The sequence below is a fragment of the Mesorhizobium sp. M0408 genome, from assembly GCF_040321495.1.
In the GTDB taxonomy this organism is placed as follows: Bacteria; Pseudomonadota; Alphaproteobacteria; order Rhizobiales; family Rhizobiaceae; genus Mesorhizobium.
In genome coordinates this window covers 1-14562 of sequence record NZ_JAMYRO010000007.1, presented here as the reverse complement: position 1 = coordinate 14562, position 14562 = coordinate 1, and the positions used below count along the sequence as shown (strand labels likewise).

At 63.0% G+C, this 14562-nt stretch carries 15 protein-coding genes and 1 pseudogene; 8 read left to right on the top strand and 8 right to left on the bottom strand.

Going from position 1 to position 14562, the window contains the following annotated elements; all coding sequences use genetic code 11:
• Nucleotides 1-6 precede the first annotated feature (6 nt).
• From NKI67_RS10110 to NKI67_RS10090, 5 genes are all read right to left on the bottom strand, one after another.
• Complete coding sequence (locus NKI67_RS10110) at nt 7-1539, bottom strand: sugar ABC transporter ATP-binding protein (RefSeq protein WP_023677040.1); 1533 nt, start codon at nt 1537-1539, stop codon at nt 7-9.
• Nucleotides 1529-2512 carry an ABC transporter permease gene (locus NKI67_RS10105; RefSeq protein ID WP_023677041.1) on the bottom strand — a complete coding sequence of 328 codons (984 nt, stop codon included), beginning with the start codon at nt 2510-2512 and terminating at the stop codon, nt 1529-1531. Before NKI67_RS10105 ends, NKI67_RS10110 begins: the two co-directional genes overlap by 11 nt.
• 139 nt (nt 2513-2651) lie before the next feature.
• On the bottom strand, nt 2652-3683 hold the full coding sequence (locus NKI67_RS10100; RefSeq protein WP_023677042.1) for a sugar ABC transporter substrate-binding protein: 1032 nt from the start codon (nt 3681-3683) through the stop codon (nt 2652-2654).
• Nucleotides 3684-3706: 23 nt separating this feature from the next.
• Complete coding sequence (locus tag NKI67_RS10095) at nt 3707-4558, bottom strand: IclR family transcriptional regulator (RefSeq protein ID WP_023677043.1); 852 nt, start codon at nt 4556-4558, stop codon at nt 3707-3709.
• Nucleotides 4558-5700, bottom strand: coding sequence for an ABC transporter substrate-binding protein (locus tag NKI67_RS10090; protein WP_031211844.1), 1143 nt, complete (start codon nt 5698-5700; stop codon nt 4558-4560). The genes NKI67_RS10095 and NKI67_RS10090 overlap by 1 nt, the downstream gene beginning before the upstream one ends.
• A 622-nt stretch (nt 5701-6322) precedes the next feature.
• Here NKI67_RS10090 and cyoA point away from each other — a divergent pair.
• From cyoA to cyoD, 4 genes are read left to right on the top strand one after another with little or no spacing between them, the layout of a single operon-like run.
• Nucleotides 6323-7246, top strand: coding sequence for a ubiquinol oxidase subunit II (gene cyoA / locus NKI67_RS10085; protein ID WP_084641133.1), 924 nt, complete (start codon nt 6323-6325; stop codon nt 7244-7246).
• 2 nt (nt 7247-7248) lie between these two features.
• Nucleotides 7249-9255 (top strand): cytochrome o ubiquinol oxidase subunit I, encoded by a 2007-nt coding sequence (cyoB, locus tag NKI67_RS10080; protein ID WP_023677047.1) that lies wholly within the window; start codon nt 7249-7251, stop codon nt 9253-9255.
• On the top strand, nt 9252-9902 hold the full coding sequence (cyoC, locus tag NKI67_RS10075) for a cytochrome o ubiquinol oxidase subunit III (RefSeq protein ID WP_023677048.1): 651 nt from the start codon (nt 9252-9254) through the stop codon (nt 9900-9902). Before cyoB ends, cyoC begins: the two co-directional genes overlap by 4 nt.
• The gene (cyoD, locus tag NKI67_RS10070; RefSeq protein ID WP_023677049.1) at nt 9899-10327 is read left to right on the top strand and encodes a cytochrome o ubiquinol oxidase subunit IV; all 429 of its coding nucleotides are present in this window, start codon (nt 9899-9901) and stop codon (nt 10325-10327) included. The genes cyoC and cyoD overlap by 4 nt, the downstream gene beginning before the upstream one ends.
• Before the next feature lie 153 nt (nt 10328-10480).
• On the opposite strand, the gene NKI67_RS10065 is transcribed toward cyoD, so the two are convergent.
• Nucleotides 10481-10969, bottom strand: coding sequence for a YbhB/YbcL family Raf kinase inhibitor-like protein (locus NKI67_RS10065; RefSeq protein WP_023677050.1), 489 nt, complete (start codon nt 10967-10969; stop codon nt 10481-10483).
• A gap of 136 nt (nt 10970-11105) precedes the next feature.
• Here NKI67_RS10065 and NKI67_RS10060 point away from each other — a divergent pair, with 136 nt between their 5' ends.
• The 3 genes from NKI67_RS10060 to NKI67_RS10050 are packed head-to-tail and all read left to right on the top strand — an operon-like array spanning nt 11106 to nt 12981.
• Nucleotides 11106-12287 (top strand): DUF3182 family protein, encoded by a 1182-nt coding sequence (locus NKI67_RS10060; protein WP_023677051.1) that lies wholly within the window; start codon nt 11106-11108, stop codon nt 12285-12287.
• 50 nt (nt 12288-12337) lie between these two features.
• A complete protein-coding gene (locus NKI67_RS10055; RefSeq protein WP_352645257.1) occupies nt 12338-12748 on the top strand; it encodes a SpoIIAA family protein in 411 nt (136 codons plus the stop codon).
• A 17-nt stretch (nt 12749-12765) separates the two neighbouring features.
• Nucleotides 12766-12981: a hypothetical protein gene (locus tag NKI67_RS10050; protein ID WP_031211849.1), complete on the top strand. Its 216-nt coding sequence runs from the start codon at nt 12766-12768 to the stop codon at nt 12979-12981.
• A gap of 39 nt (nt 12982-13020) precedes the next feature.
• Here the strand turns inward: NKI67_RS10050 and NKI67_RS10045 are convergent, their stop codons facing one another.
• The gene (locus NKI67_RS10045) at nt 13021-13344 is read right to left on the bottom strand and encodes a hypothetical protein (RefSeq protein ID WP_023677054.1); all 324 of its coding nucleotides are present in this window, start codon (nt 13342-13344) and stop codon (nt 13021-13023) included.
• Between the two features lie 204 nt (nt 13345-13548).
• Nucleotides 13549-13986 carry an Lrp/AsnC family transcriptional regulator gene (locus tag NKI67_RS10040; RefSeq protein ID WP_023677055.1) on the bottom strand — a complete coding sequence of 146 codons (438 nt, stop codon included), beginning with the start codon at nt 13984-13986 and terminating at the stop codon, nt 13549-13551.
• 129 nt (nt 13987-14115) lie between these two features.
• Between NKI67_RS10040 and NKI67_RS10035 the strand changes: the two are divergent.
• Nucleotides 14116-14463: pseudogene (locus tag NKI67_RS10035) on the top strand (arginase family protein); the annotation flags it as partial.
• Nucleotides 14464-14562 lie beyond the last annotated feature (99 nt).

Sequence of the window (14562 nt, the reverse complement as noted above, 5' to 3'; positions counted from 1 at the left end):
ATCGTCTTAGCCGATTGCCGCATTGAGGATGTTCTCCTGCGTGGCCTCGTCGCGAGGCATGATCGCGGTGAGGCGGCCTTCGCACATCACCGCGATGCGGTCGGCAAGCCCCAGCAGCTCGGGCATTTCGGACGTCATCATGACGACCGCCAGGCCCTCGCCGGCGAGCCGGTCGATGAGCGCAAAAATCTCCGACTTGGCGCCGACGTCGATGCCGCGGGTCGGCTCGTCGACGACGATCACCTTGAGACCGCGCATCAGCCAGCGCGAGATCAGCACTTTCTGCTGATTGCCGCCGGACAGATTCTTGACCTGCTGGAACAGGCTGGGCGTCCGGATGCGGAAACGGTCGACATAGTCCTGCACCGCCTTGCGTTCGCTGACCTTGTCGACGAAGCCCATTCTGGCGAAGGCGCCGAGTGAGGCGAGGCTGGCATTCTGGTAGACCGGCAACTCGCCCATCAGCCCCTCGCTCTTGCGGTCCTCGGTGAGCAGGCCGATGCCGAGCCGGACGCCGGTGTGCGTTTCGTGCGGCAGCAGCCGGCAGCCATCGACCGAAATGGCGCCGGAAGTGATCGGGTCGTAGCCGACGATGGCCTTGGCGAGCTCGGTCCGGCCGGCCCCCATCAGGCCGAAGAAGCCGAGGACCTCGCCGGCATGCGCCTCGAACGACACATCCTTCAGCTTCTTGGCGGTGCTGAGCCCCTCAACGGAAAGCGCGACCTTGCTGCCCGGCGCGCCACGCTTGCGAGGGAACAGGTTTTCGATGCGCCGGCCGATCATGTCCTGGATCAGCGTGTCGTTGGTATGTTGGCCGATCGGCCTGGTCGAGACGTGGCGGCCGTCGCGCAGCACGGTCACGGTGTCGGCGATCTCGAAGACCTCGTCGAGCTTGTGGCTGACATAGAGCACCGCGATGCCCAGCGCGGCCAGCCGGCGGATGACGGTGAACAGCAGCGAGACCTCGTTCGGCGTCAGCGAGGAGGTCGGCTCGTCCATCACCACGACGCGGGCCTCATGGGCGAGTGCGCGGGCGATCTCGACCATCTGCTGCTGGCTGACCGGCAGCGATCCCGTGCGCGCCGCCGGGTCGACATTGAAGCCGATACGCTTGAACAGAGCGGCCGCATCGGCACGGATCTTCTTCCAGTCGATCGAGCCGCCTTTGCCGGTCGGATAGCCTTCGAGGAAGATGTTTTCGGCGACGCTGAATTCGGCGATCAGCGCGATCTCCTGGAACACCACCTTGATGCCCTCTTTCAGGCTATCGCGCGGCGACTTGATGTCGGCCTCGCGGCCGCGCAGGCTGATGGTGCCGGCATCCTTGCCGTAGACCCCGGCCATGATCTTGATCAGCGTCGACTTGCCGGCGCCGTTCTCGCCCATCAGGGCATGGATCTTGCCGGGTTCCAAGGTCAGATCGACATTGTCCAGCGCCACCACGCCGGGAAAACGCTTGCCGATACCGCGCATCTCCAGCGCCGGCACGCTTTTGTCGACAGCCACGGTTTCGCCGGGGTGAAGGAAATCAACCGACATTGGCTCTGTTCCGCACGATGTCGAGATAGGTCGCCAGGATGATGACGATTCCAGGCACCACCATCTGCAGATCCTGGTTCCAGCCGAGGATGATGATGCCGTTGTCGATGACCTTCAGCACGAGCACTCCAAGCAACGTGCCGAGCAGCGAACCGCGGCCGCCAAGCAGGCTGGTGCCGCCGAGGATGACGGCGGCAATCACCGTCAGCTCGAAGCCGCGGCCGGCGGTCGGCTGGCCGGCATTCATCAGCGACGACAGGATCATGCCGGCGACGCCGACGCACAGGCCGGTGACGACGAAGGCGAACAGCTTCAGCCGTTGCGAGCGCACGCCGGAGAGGCGGACCGCTCGCTCATTGGCGCCGACAGCGTAGAGATAACGGCCGAGCGTGGTGAAGCGCAGCGTTGCCGCGGCCAGCGCGAAAATCAGCGCGGCAACGACCACGGGCAGCGGGATCGCGCCGAGATAGCCGGCGCCGAGAACGGTGAAGCTTGCAAGCCGGTGGTGGTTCTGCACCGCCTCGCGGGTGAACAGATAGACGCCGCCCTGCAGCATCATCATGGTGCCGATCGTGGCGATCAGCGAGTTCACCTTGAGCCTGGTGACGACCAGCCCGTTGAACAGCCCGACGGCACCGGCAAAGGCGAGCGCCGCCAGCAGGCCGAGCGTCAGGCTGTGCGTTGAATTGAGCACGGCCATGCCGATGCAGCCGACAAAAGCCAGCGATGCACCGACCGACAGGTCGACTTCCGCGGTGATGATCAGCATCGTCATGCCGGAGGCGACGATCAGCACCAGCGCGCATTGGCGCAGGATGGCGATGATGTTGGCCTCGGAATAGAATTGCGGCGCGGCAATCGAGATGGCCATGCAGAGCACGGCCAGGATCACGCCGAGCACCAGCTGGCTGCTGCCCAGCAGCTGGCCGCCAATGAAACGCCTTGGCGCGGAGGATTGCGTAAGCTCGCTCATGTCCATTTCATTTCCGGGCCCGTATCGGTGCCGTCGCCGTCTGGAACTGCCGGCCAAAACAGGACGGTTGCCCTGTTTTGCCGTCGGCATATCCGATCCGCCACCCTTCCCGCCGTGCGGGAAGGGCTACCCGGAATCCTTACTTCTTCAGATCGGCGGAAGTTTTCATGCATTTTTCCGGTGGCTGAAGCGCATTGACGGCATCCCATTTGATTTTGCGTGTGGTGCCATCGTAGTCGTAGAACTTCTTCCAGTCGTCACCGTTCATCGGCGCGGTGGGGCTGACGATGTGTTCCGGCACCTCTTCGCCGTTGAAGAGCTTAACCGCTGCATCGATGGCGGTGTAGCCTTCCTTTTCCGGGAACATCGCGGCTTCGATGCGATAGGACGGCTCGTTCTGCATTGCATTGATGAAGGCGAGGCCTTCGCCGCCGGTGCCGACCGTCAACAGGCCGTCCTGCGACTTGCCGGCCGCTTTCCAGGCCTGAAGGCCGCCGAGCGAGGAGGAATCGTTGATGCCGTAGATGATGTTGATGTCGGCGTTCTTGGCAAGTGCCGCCGAAGAGACCTCGAGCGCGCGATCGGGATTGCCGCCACCGTCGAGGTCGTGGACCATGACCGCGTCGGGGATGATGGTCTTCAGGCCATCCATGAAACCCTGCGACCGCAGCACCGTGGCGGACAGCAGCGGCAAGCCGACATTCATCACCTTGGCTTTGCCTTCGAGCTTTTCCTTGGCGTATTTGCCGGCTTCGACGCCGGCGGTGTAGCCGGTGTCGTAGTCGCAGATCGCGACCATTGTGGTCATGCCCTTGACCGGATTGCCTTCGAGCACGACTGGAACGTTGTTGGATTTCGCCTGGCGCAGCAGCGGCACGACGCCTTCCTCGTTGACGGGCGTGATGATCAGGACGTCGACGCCCTTGGCCATGAAATCTTCGGCGGCGGAGACCTCCTTGGCAACGTCCAGATTGGCGTCCTGCACCTCGAGCTCGATACCAAGTTCCTTGGCGCGGGACTGCATGCCCTTGATGACGTTCTGATACCACTCATGCGTGGCGTAGTTGGTGACGTAGCCGATGCGCTTCGGCATGTTTTCGGCGTGTGCCGCGGCGGCGCTCAGAGCAAGCACCGCCGCCGAGGCAAACAGCATCGATTTGGACCAGTTCATGTTTCTTCTCCCTGTATTTCTTGTCAGTTGCTGAACGGATAGTCCCGCCGTTCCGGGTCGGCACGTGAAGAGGCGGCAGCTTCGCCCGCGCCCAGCGCCGCCGATATCGTCTCGGCCGCCGCCTTCGTCCGCTCGAAGACGGTGCTGCGATCGAAGCGGGCGGCCTTTTGCGGCAGGAAGGGGACGGTGAGCGCGGCAATGACGGCGCCGGTATGGTCGCGCACCGGCATCGAGATGTTGGTGCAGCCCTCGACAGCCAGCGAGGCGCGCATTTCATAGCCGAGCCTTGCGACCTCGTTCAGCCGCGCTTCGATTTCCGTCCGGCTGCCTTGGCCTTCGCCTGCGGCGACGATCCGTTCGACGATGCGGTCGCGCTCGGCGCGGCTCGAATGCGCCAGCAGCACCGCGCCGGAGCTCGTTTCGAGTATCGGGAAATGCGAGCCAAGGGCAACCGAATAACGCATCGGCAAAGGCGAATCGATCTGCAGCACGACCAGTGCGCTCTCGCCTTCGCGCACGACGAGATGGCAGCTCTGGTCGGCATTGGCGGCCAGGCCGCGCATCACCGGCAGCGCACATTCGACCAGGCGGTTTACCGGCGGATGCATATGCGCCAGCTCGAACAGCTTCAGCGACAGGCGGAAGCGGTCCGATTGCGTCCGGAAAATGTAGCCGCGCTTCTCCAGCAACAGCAGGATGCGGTAGATCTCGTGAATGGAGCGCCCCATTCCGGTGGCGATCTCGGTTTGGGTCAGCGGCTCGCCGCTGGCAGCCATGAATTCCAGTATGTCGAGCGCCTTCTCCACCGCCGGCACCCGATAGCCGTTGCGGCCGCTTTCGCCTTCGTCGACGATCTGGGCAATATCGGCGGCCATTACGCGACGCTCCGTTGCGGCTGGCCATGCCTGGTCTCGCGATAGAGCCGGTTCAGCCGATCCGCGAGCTCGGCCGCCTGCAATTCGCCGGCGATCGCCGCCGCGGCATGAGGGGCGCATTGGCGGAAGAAGCTGATGAAGCCCGGATGGGTCGGGCGCAGATAGGAGGCTTCGATCGTCGCCAGAGTCGAGGCGAAGAAGCCGCCCGAGAGCGCGTTGACCTCGGTATCCTGCCACGCCGCCAGCGACCCCGGCTGTCCGCCGGATTTCACATAGTCGCCGCGCTGATAGCCGGGCGAGCACAGAAATAGCGCGTAATCGATGGCTGCCTGCTTGTGTTTCGATTGGGCGCTGACGCCGATGCCGGCGCCGCCGAGCAAGGCGCCGGCGGATCGCGGCGTCGGCACGTCGGCGAAGCGCAGATACGGCCTGTCTGCCTTAGAGGCGTAGTTCACATAGCCGAAGGCGAACGGCACGTAGACCACGTCGTCATGCGCGATCATCTGATCGTAGCAACGGATCGGGTTCCATTTCGGCGAGTTCGGGTGCGACAGCGCCGCAAGCTGGCGCAACTGCCCGACGGCCTGCTCGATTTTTTCCCCGCCGATGAACTCGTCGCCGTCTTCCCGGGGCTCACCCAGCGTCAAAAGCAGGCACATGGCGTCAGTCGGCACCAACGGCAGCCCAAGCCATTTGCCGTCCTTCAAGGCGCGCCGGCCGAGCTCCAGCACCTCGTCATGGCTGCGCGGCAGCGGCCCGTAGCGCTCCAGCAGATCGGGGCGATATGAGGCAACCTGACAGGCAGCATCGATCGGCAACGCCCATTGGCGCCCGTCCCTTGCGTAGGATTGCCAGGACGCGCCGACCGAATCCCGTTCGAAGCCGCGGCGCTGCTCGGCCGACAAATCGAACGGCACCATCAGCCCGCCTTCGGCAATATCGCCGATGAACGGATGGTCGAACACGACAAGATCATAGGCGCCGAGCACCGGACCAAGCGCGCCCTCGCCGAACTCGTAGAGGCTGCGGCGGTCCCATTCGATCTCAAGACCGGGATTGGCGGCACAATACGGCCCGATGCTGGCGTCGAGCGGACCCCAGCAGCGTCGGTGATCCCACGCGAGGCCGCGCAGTCTTGTCATGCCGAAATTCCTCCCAGAGGCGGCCATGCGCCGGCCCAGCCGATTAGTAGCAACTATTTTCACCTAGACAAGTAGTTTTTACATACGCAAAGCCAGTCCTCGCTTCTGTTTGGCGAGAAAGCCGCCCAACCATCCTTGGTGCGCATCGCGTTGCCGCCGGCCTGCAACCAAAGGCTGCGATGGATCTGGCTTTTTGGGAACTTTCGCGACGAACATTCGTTCGGTTGGCGCAGCCATCTGGAGCAGCATCACTGGGCAGCGTCACTGGATTCAGCGCCGAGTCGCGGGGAGCGGACTAAATGGACAACGGTGGGCGCGGCCATGAACCGGTTTACCGCCTTGGCATTCGCCACGTTTCTGGCGATAACTTCGATCTGGGTCCTGTCGCTGGTTTCTTAAGATTTGGCTCTGGTTGCTTGGGATTTGCCGCTGGTTTTTAGGATTTGGAGGGGTTCTCGACAGGTCGACCGCTTAACGATGACGTCCGCCGCATGTGGTTCTGCCAGCCGGAGCCGCGTGCGTGAAGAAACTGTCGCCAGGAGCACACCGGCGCGCACATTCGGGGTTGGCAGCCACGCTGCCTGCAACGTTCCAATCGGTTTTCAGGAAACGGCGAGATCTCATGCTGCTGAGGGTGATCGTTCGAAACTGTGCCGCCATCCGTCTTGGCTGCCTCGGCGCGACGATTTTGCTGGTCGGGCTGCTTGCCGGCTGCCAGGGCGGCGTGCTCGATCCGCAAGGGCCGGTGGGGGCGGCGCAGCGGACGATCCTGCTCAATTCGGTCGCCATCATGCTGGCCATCGTCATCCCGACGATCGTGGCGACGCTCGGCTTTGCCTGGTGGTTCCGGGAAACCAACACAAGAGCGCGGTACCTGCCGGAATGGGCCTATTCCGGACGCATCGAACTGGTGGTCTGGTCGATCCCCATCCTCGTCATCCTGTTTCTGAGCGGCATCATCTGGATCGGGTCGCATGACCTCGATCCAATGAAGCCGCTGGATTCGCAGCAAAAGCCGCTTGAGGTGCAGGTCGTCTCGCTCGACTGGAAATGGCTGTTCATCTACCCCGAGCAGAATGTGGCGAGCATCAACCAGCTCGTGGTGCCGGCGGGCAGGCCGGTGCATTTCTCGCTTACCTCGGCAAGCGTCATGAACGCGTTCTTCGTGCCTCAGCTTGGCGGCATGATCTATACGATGAATGGCATGACGACGCAGCTTCACCTGCAGGCGGATCAGCTCGGCGAATTCTATGGGCGGTCGGCCCATTTCAGCGGTGACGGTTTTCCAGGCATGCAATTCGTGCTGCATGCCGTCGCAGCGGATGCCTTCGACGCGTTTGTCAATTCGGCGCGAAGCCAGGGACAGGCACTCGACAAGGCCAGCTACCAGGAACTGGCCAGACAGAGCATCGACGTGCCGCCTTCGACCTATCGCTCGGTCGAGCCGGACCTTTTCCATGAAATCGCGACGCAGGGCGTTCCGCCCGCGCCCGGTCCCCAGGCCGGTCGCCCCGAGCCGAGCGTATCGCCCGCGACAGGAGGCTGACAATGCTCGGAAAATTGAGCTGGGACGTCATTCCGTTCGATCAGCCTCTGCCGATGATCGCCTCGGCGGTCGTCGCCCTGGCAATTCTCGGCGTGCTGGCCTGGGTCTTCCTGGCCGGCCATTTCCCCTATCTGTGGCGCGAATGGATCACCAGCGTCGATCACAAGCGGATCGGCGTGATGTACACGCTGCTGGCGCTGCTGATGCTGCTGCGCGGCTTCAGCGACGCCGTCATGATGCGGTCCCAGCAAGCCCTCGCCTTCCAGGCGCCCGGCTATCTGCCGCCCGATCACTTCAACCAGGTCTTTTCCGCCCACGGCACCATCATGATCTTTTTCGGGGCGATGCCGTTCGTCATCGGCCTGATGAACCTGGTCGTGCCGCTGCAGCTCGGCGTCCGCGACGTTGCCTTTCCGACGCTCAACTCGGTGAGCTTCTGGCTCACCGCCACCGGTGCGCTGCTGGTCAACATCTCGCTGGTGATCGGCGAATTCGCCCGTACCGGATGGCTGCCCTATCCGCCGCTCAGCGAGACCGCCTATTCGCCGGGCGTCGGCGTCGACTATTATCTGTGGGCGGTGCAGATATCGGGCGTCGGAACGCTGCTCACCGGGATCAATTTCGTCACCACGATCCTGAAGATGCGGGCGCCCGGCATGAGCTACCTCAGGATGTCGATGTTCTGCTGGACCTCACTCGCCGCCAGCCTGCTCATCGTCGCCGCCTTCCCGATCCTCACCGCCACGCTCGCGATGCTGACGCTCGACCGCTATTTCGGCTTTCATTTCTTCACCAATGAAGCCGGCGGCAACATGCTGATGTTCGTGAACCTGATCTGGGCCTGGGGCCATCCCGAGGTCTATATCCTCGTCCTGCCGGCGTTCGGCATCTTCTCGGAGGTCATCTCTACCTTCTCCAGCAAGCCGCTGTTCGGCTACCGCTCGATGGTGGCCGCGACGCTCTTCATCTGCATCGTCTCCTTCATGGTGTGGCTGCACCACTTCTTCACCATGGGCGCCGGGGCCGACGTCAACGCCGCGTTCGGCATCGCCACCAGCATCATTGCTGTCGGTACCGGCGTGAAGATCTACAACTGGATGTTCACCATGTATGGCGGCCGCATCCGCTTCGCGACGCCAATGCTGTGGTCGCTGGGCTTTATGGTGACGTTCGTCATCGGCGGTATGACGGGCGTGTTGCTGGCCGTGCCGCCAGCCGATTTCCTGCTCCACAACAGCCTGTTCCTGGTGGCGCATTTCCACAACGTCATCATCGGCGGTGTGCTGTTCGGCGCCTTCGCGGGATATACCTACTGGTTTCCAAAGGCATTCGGTTTCCGGCTGCACGAGGGCTGGGGCAAGCTGGCCTTCTGGCTGACTCTGATCGGCTTCTACGTCACTTTCGTGCCGCTCTACGCTGTTGGCCTGCTCGGCATGACCCGCCGAATGCAGCATTTCGACGTGTCGGCATGGTATCCCTGGGTGCTGGCTGCCGGCGTCGGCATGTTAATCACTACCGCCGGCGTGGTCGCGCAGATCGTACAGCTCGTCGTCAGCATCCGGCAGCGCGCGGCGCTTCGCGACGCCACCGGAGATCCCTGGGACGGCCGCTCGCTGGAATGGGCCACGCCCTCGCCGCCGCCGGTCTTCAACTTCGCCGCGCTTCCGCATGTCGAGGGCGAAGAGCCCTACTGGAGCATCAAGCAGCGGGCACGCGAACAAAACCGGCTGCGCGACGAGCCTGACTACGAGCCGATCGAGATGCCGCGCAACAGTCCCACCGGGTTCATCTGCGCCTTCTTTGCGACCGTAATGGGTTTTGCCCTCATCTGGCACATCTGGTGGATGGTGGCGCTCGGCGCTCTCGGTGCTTTGGCCACCTTCGTCGTATTCGCGTGGCGCGACATCCCCGAATACGTCATTCCTGCCGCCGAAGTCGCCCGGATCGACCGCGCCAACCGAAGTGCCCGCCGCGAGGCGCTGGTTACCTACACAGGGCCAAGGCCATGACCGCGATCGATGTTCGAGAGCGTGACCCTTACCGCCTCCATGGCGGGCACGGCCATGCACCTGGCCACGGCGACGGCGGCCCGGCACCGATCCGGATCGTCGTCGGCTACGGCTTCTGGATCTTCCTCCTGAGCGACATCGTGATGTTCTCGGCCTTCTTCGCGGCCTACGCCGTGCTGGCGGGCAAGACGGCGGGCGGACCAAGCGGGGCCGAGCTGTTCGACCTGCGCAACGTCGCGATCGAGACGGCGGCCCTGCTTTTGTCGAGTTTTACCTGCGGTCTCGCCAGCCTCGCCGTGACAGCGCGGCGAAGCTCCTGGTTCTATGTCGCGATGGCTGTCACTTTCGTGCTCGGCGCCAGCTTCATCCTGCTCGAGTTGCGCGAGTTCGCGCATATGGTTGCCCGCGATGCCGGACCGACGCGCAGTGCTTTCCTGTCGGCGTTCTTCACGCTGGTTGGATGCCATGGCCTTCACGTGACGGCGGGGCTGCTGTGGCTGCTCACGATGATGGCGCAGATCTTCGCCAAGGGATTCCGTGACGATATTCTTCGGCGTTTCATGTGCTTCAGCCTGTTCTGGCACGCCCTCGACATCATCTGGGTCGCCCTGTTCACGGTGGTCTATCTCCTGGGAGCAAGTCGATGAGCAATGCGGACGATCGCCACGCGCAACGGCGCGACACCGATGGGCTGGAGCGCTACGACATCGATACGGCGCCGGGTGACGAATACCTCGGCGACACCGAAGTCGGATCCGGGCTACGCGGCTATGTGATCGGCCTCGGGCTGGCAACGCTGTTGACCATCGCCTCGTTCTGGTTGCTCGGAACCAACCTGATATGGGCACCCGGCATTCCGGTGGCGCTGGTCGTGCTTGCGATCGCCCAGATGGGCGTGCATCTCGTCTTCTTCCTGCACATCACGACGGGGCCGGACAACACCAACAACGCTCTAGCGCTTGCCTTCGGCGTGCTGATCGTAGTTCTGGTGATTGGCGGCTCGATCTGGATCATGGCCAACCTCGACCACAATTTGATGCCGATGAACGCGATCATGAACATGAACCGCTGATGCATGTCGCGCAAAAGTGTGCAGCGGTTTTGTGATAACGACATGCGTAAAAACAAGAATCTAAAGCGCGTCGCATGAGGCCGATCGAACGCGACGCGCTTTAGCGATTATTCCGGCCGTTCGCCGCAGTTCATGCGACAGCGAGCTCCGGTCTCAAGCCCGTTCGAATGTGCCGACGAGCTCGGCCTCTCCCACGACGTGCGGCGCGGCCTGTTTCAGCACGTCTTCGACGGCAGCCTTCTCGTCGAGACGCAGCGTCTCGACGTCGACCGCAAGAAGCCGGAAATGGTAATGGTGGAGCCCATGCCCAGGCGGCGGCTGGGGGCCGTCATAATGAGGATTGCCGAAATCATTGACGCCGTGTCCGAGGCTCTCGGTCTTGGCGCCGGCGGTCGTGCCTTCGGGAAGAAAGTTCCGCTGTGCGTCGATGTCGTAGACCGCCCAATGACGGAACATGCCTGAAGGGGCGTCGGGGTCCTCGACGGCCAGGACGAAGCTTTCGGTTCCTTGCGGCGCGTCCGTCCACTCCAATGGCGGCGAGACGTTGCCGCCGTCGCGGGAATAGCGCGGCGGTATTTTTTCGCCATCGAGCTTTGAGCGTGAAAGCCATGGTCTCGATCTCCCTGGCTGAGGTTCCCGCATAACAACCGCGAGCCACCGATGTTCCGGGCAGCCACCTGGTCAAACCCGCAGCCGGCCGTTGGCCGGAACATTCGCCGAGGAAGCGGGTTTTTCGGTTCGGACGCATCGCCGCGGAATGGCGGCAAGAGGCTCGGCAATGGACGAAGGGCGCGACATGACCGGGCTAAGCGGTAAGCAACCAAGCGGGGCGAAAGGTGTTGTGGTCGCATTCTCCGTGCCGGGCGGCGAGACAATCTATACCCACGAGCGGGAAACCGTCGCTGCCGTTGCGCGCACGATTGCGGCGTTGAAGGGCTTTGCCTTCCGCCAGGGCCTGCGTGACGGCGGCGGTGACAGTGGCCGACTGTATTTCGTGCCGGACGACAGCCTGCTTGCCGTCGATGCGCTCCAACTGGGCATAAACGGGCCGGACGACCTCTTCGGCGGTGTGGTGCCCTGGCGCCTCGCAACCACCAAGGCCATAACCCACGAGCTGGTGGACGGATCGGCGGCACGGCCAAAAGAATGGCACGCCGGCTTCGGCAGGGCCGTCGCCGCGGCCGTACTGCCCGGTTACACCGCATTTTCACGCCACGACGCGCTGCGCGCAGCGCAACGTCTGCTGGAGCTCGGGCTGGTCCGGTTCAAGCCACCGCGCGCTTCGCGGGGCCGCGACCAGCACACCGCCGCGACGGTCGGCGATGTCGAAAGGCTGCTGGACCAATATCCATCCTCTGACCTAAGCGAATACGGCCTTGTTCTCGAAACGCAGCTTCGCGACATCGTTACGCTGAGCGTTGGCAGAACCATGATCGACGAATTGTCGATCAGCTATTACGGCACCCAGCGGACGACGACCGACAACGACGGACAGCCCGTTTACGGCGGATCCGATCTGGTCGTCGTGCGCGGCGGATGGGAGGCGCTGGATGAGCTGCGATTATCGCCGACGCTGGGTTTGGCCGTGGCGCAGGCGAGGACCTACGACGCGGCGATGGATGGCTATCCCGGATTTTTCGCCTCACGGCGCAACTACGACATCGGCCAAGGTGTCGATTCCTCGGGCATCTGGCGATCGGGAGTGCTGGAAGCCAGTTGGCGGATCGGCGGCAGCAGCACGGCCGAGCTTGCGGCAATGGACGCCATGACGCGTGACCCCGACGTGCAGATTGTGCATGTCTCCGCCGTCAAGCAGTTCGGCAACACCGCGCAGCTGCCGCTGAATGCAGAAATCCACTTCGACGGAGAGGACCCCGAGGAGGGCCAAATCACGCGTTACACCGTCGTCACCCAGGTGATCCGAGGGCCGGTCGGGGAAGCCGGCCGATCGTCATTTTAGGTCGAAGTGAAACACGCCTTTGGCAGGGAACATCCGCGAATGGCCCGAGTTTGTTTCAGGCAGCCAGCCAGTCAGAAACCGGGGGAAAAATGATCGAGATGATTTCCGCTCCCCAGAACGTCGCCGCCTTTCGTGTCACCGGCACTGTGACAGCGGACGACTACGACAGAGTCATCCCGGCAATCGAAGCCAAACTGAGCGACCATAAGGACATCGGCGTCCTGACCGATCTTACCGATTTCGAGGACATGACGGCTGGCGCCTTGCGGCGCGACCTGCAGTATGGGCTGAGCAAACTTGGCGAGCTCCACCGCTTCAAACGTGCCGCCGTGATTTCCGACAAGCAGTGGATCAAGGCAGCTACGGAAATGACGGACGCGCTGTTTCCGCAAATCGAGGCGCGGGTGTTCCCGGAGGACGAAAAAGCCCAGGCCCTGAAATGGGTGGCAGGCGTACAATAGCGGTGTTGGAGAGTGCCATGCCGTTCGACAAACGACAGGATTCAGAAGGCCTCTGGGAGGTCTATGACAGCGAGAGCGACGAAGCCGTCGTGGTCGGCGGGTTGCCGCTTTCCGGTCTCGACGAAAGCGAAGCCGATGAAGCGATCGAAAAGCTCAATCGGGGCGATCTGACGTCGGACAACATCCCCGAGACGGTTCGGTCAGGGTGGCCTCCGACCAAGGACGGCTTGTGATGACAGCCTGACGGACGTCACCGAGGACCGGTCGCGGATCTACGACGAGGCCTTGACCCCGAGCTTGCGGGCTTTGTCCTCAAATTCGTCGCGAATATCCTCGATCGTCGGCAGATGCAGGCGCCGCAGCTGGGAGTGCAACTTTTTGGCGGCATCTGAGCTCAGGTCGCGCTTGAAATTGGTCGCGACCTCCTCGGCCGAGCCGTAATGGCGATAGCGCTCGATCTCGGTCTTCGTGGCTTGCTGGACGTGCTCGAGCGTCTTGCGTTCGGCATCGGATTTTCCGTCTGGTTTGGCCCGCACGACCGGATTGAACGCTTTGCTGATAACGAATTCGACCAGTTCCTGCTGGGCGTGAGCCATGATTGTTCTCCCTCGAAGAAGGGCTGTCCGAGCCTAGAACGGTTCATCGGGGGAAACGCTGAACCGATCTCTCTTGTTTGACGCAATTCCGAACGGAAAACCGTTTCACACTTTTCCTGGAATTGCTCTAACCGCACCGGCAATTGAAGGTTCTGTGGCTTCGGATTTCGTTATCGCTACAGGCCCAAGGCGGTTCCTCGAAGGTCACAGCCGCGCCTTGGTGGTGCGCGGCGTTGCCAGGAGCAGGCTTGTTTCGCTGCCGGTAATTCCGGGGATCAGGCGGATACGTCTCAGCACCGCGTCGAACTCGCTCAGGGTCTGGGTTCCGAGTTCTATCACCAGATCCCAGCGGCCATTGGTGGTGTGGATGGTCGAGACCTCGGAGAAGCCGCCCAGCGCCCGAATGACGCGATCGGCGGCGTGGCCTTCGATCTCGATCATCATGATGCCACGCACGCGCTGATCGACCGCGTCGGCGCGCAGAATGACGGTGTAGCCGACGATGACGCCGTCTCTTTCAAGCCGCTCGATCCGGGACCTTACCGTTGCCCGGGAGACACCCAGGCTAACGGCAAGGTCGGAAATGCTGCGCCGGGCGTCGTGCCGCAAAGAGGTGATGATCTGCTCGTCGAGGTGGTCCATGATTGCTCACAACGGAAGTAGATGCTGCCGCTATGGTAAGGCACTTCGACAAATTTGCCAATTTGACATGTTCATTCTGCCAGCGATGCCGGCTTCAATAAAGGCATCGTAATTGGCGGGGTATGACAAATGCATTGCACGATCGTTGGGGCGCCGATCCAGGCCGGCTCAGGCCGCATGGGCTGCGAGATGGGGCCGAGTGCGCTGCGCACGGCCGGCCTGGCCGGCGCACTGACCGAGCTCGGCCATACGCTGACCGACCTCGGAACGATCGTCCCTGCCGACATGCGTCCTGTCGTACACGGCAACGCGGCGGTGAAGGCGCTGCCGGAAATTGCGGCCTGGACGGCGGCAATCAGCGAAACGGCCTATGCCGCGAGCGCCGATGCGATGCCGATCTTTCTCGGCGGCGACCACAGCATTTCGGCCGGCACGCTCGCCGGCATTGCCCGCCGGGGGGGGCATGCCGCCCCGCCGGGGATGGGGGGGGGGGGGGCTGGGGGCCCCCGCTTTTTGAACCGGCGCCCGCCCGCCCCCGCCGCGTTTTAGTCTGTGGGGGCGGGCTGTTGACAGCGG

Bases quoted from the DNA above. Each gene is read 5' to 3' on its own strand.
- cyoC (WP_023677048.1), top strand. From the start codon at position 9,252: ATGACCGCGATCGATGTTCGAGAGCGTGACCCTTACCGCCTCCATGGC.
- NKI67_RS10040 (WP_023677055.1), bottom strand. From the start codon at position 13,986: ATGGACCACCTCGACGAGCAGATCATCACCTCTTTGCGGCACGACGCC.
- NKI67_RS10095 (WP_023677043.1), bottom strand. From the start codon at position 4,558: ATGGCCGCCGATATTGCCCAGATCGTCGACGAAGGCGAAAGCGGCCGC.
- NKI67_RS10050 (WP_031211849.1), top strand. From the start codon at position 12,766: ATGCCGTTCGACAAACGACAGGATTCAGAAGGCCTCTGGGAGGTCTAT.
- NKI67_RS10105 (WP_023677041.1), bottom strand. From the start codon at position 2,512: ATGAGCGAGCTTACGCAATCCTCCGCGCCAAGGCGTTTCATTGGCGGC.
- NKI67_RS10100 (WP_023677042.1), bottom strand. From the start codon at position 3,683: ATGAACTGGTCCAAATCGATGCTGTTTGCCTCGGCGGCGGTGCTTGCT.
- NKI67_RS10065 (WP_023677050.1), bottom strand. From the start codon at position 10,969: ATGCGGGAACCTCAGCCAGGGAGATCGAGACCATGGCTTTCACGCTCA.
- cyoA (WP_084641133.1), top strand. From the start codon at position 6,323: ATGCTGCTGAGGGTGATCGTTCGAAACTGTGCCGCCATCCGTCTTGGC.
- NKI67_RS10090 (WP_031211844.1), bottom strand. From the start codon at position 5,700: ATGACAAGACTGCGCGGCCTCGCGTGGGATCACCGACGCTGCTGGGGT.
- NKI67_RS10045 (WP_023677054.1), bottom strand. From the start codon at position 13,344: ATGGCTCACGCCCAGCAGGAACTGGTCGAATTCGTTATCAGCAAAGCG.
- cyoD (WP_023677049.1), top strand. From the start codon at position 9,899: ATGAGCAATGCGGACGATCGCCACGCGCAACGGCGCGACACCGATGGG.
- NKI67_RS10060 (WP_023677051.1), top strand. From the start codon at position 11,106: ATGGACGAAGGGCGCGACATGACCGGGCTAAGCGGTAAGCAACCAAGC.
- cyoB (WP_023677047.1), top strand. From the start codon at position 7,249: ATGCTCGGAAAATTGAGCTGGGACGTCATTCCGTTCGATCAGCCTCTG.
- NKI67_RS10110 (WP_023677040.1), bottom strand. From the start codon at position 1,539: ATGTCGGTTGATTTCCTTCACCCCGGCGAAACCGTGGCTGTCGACAAA.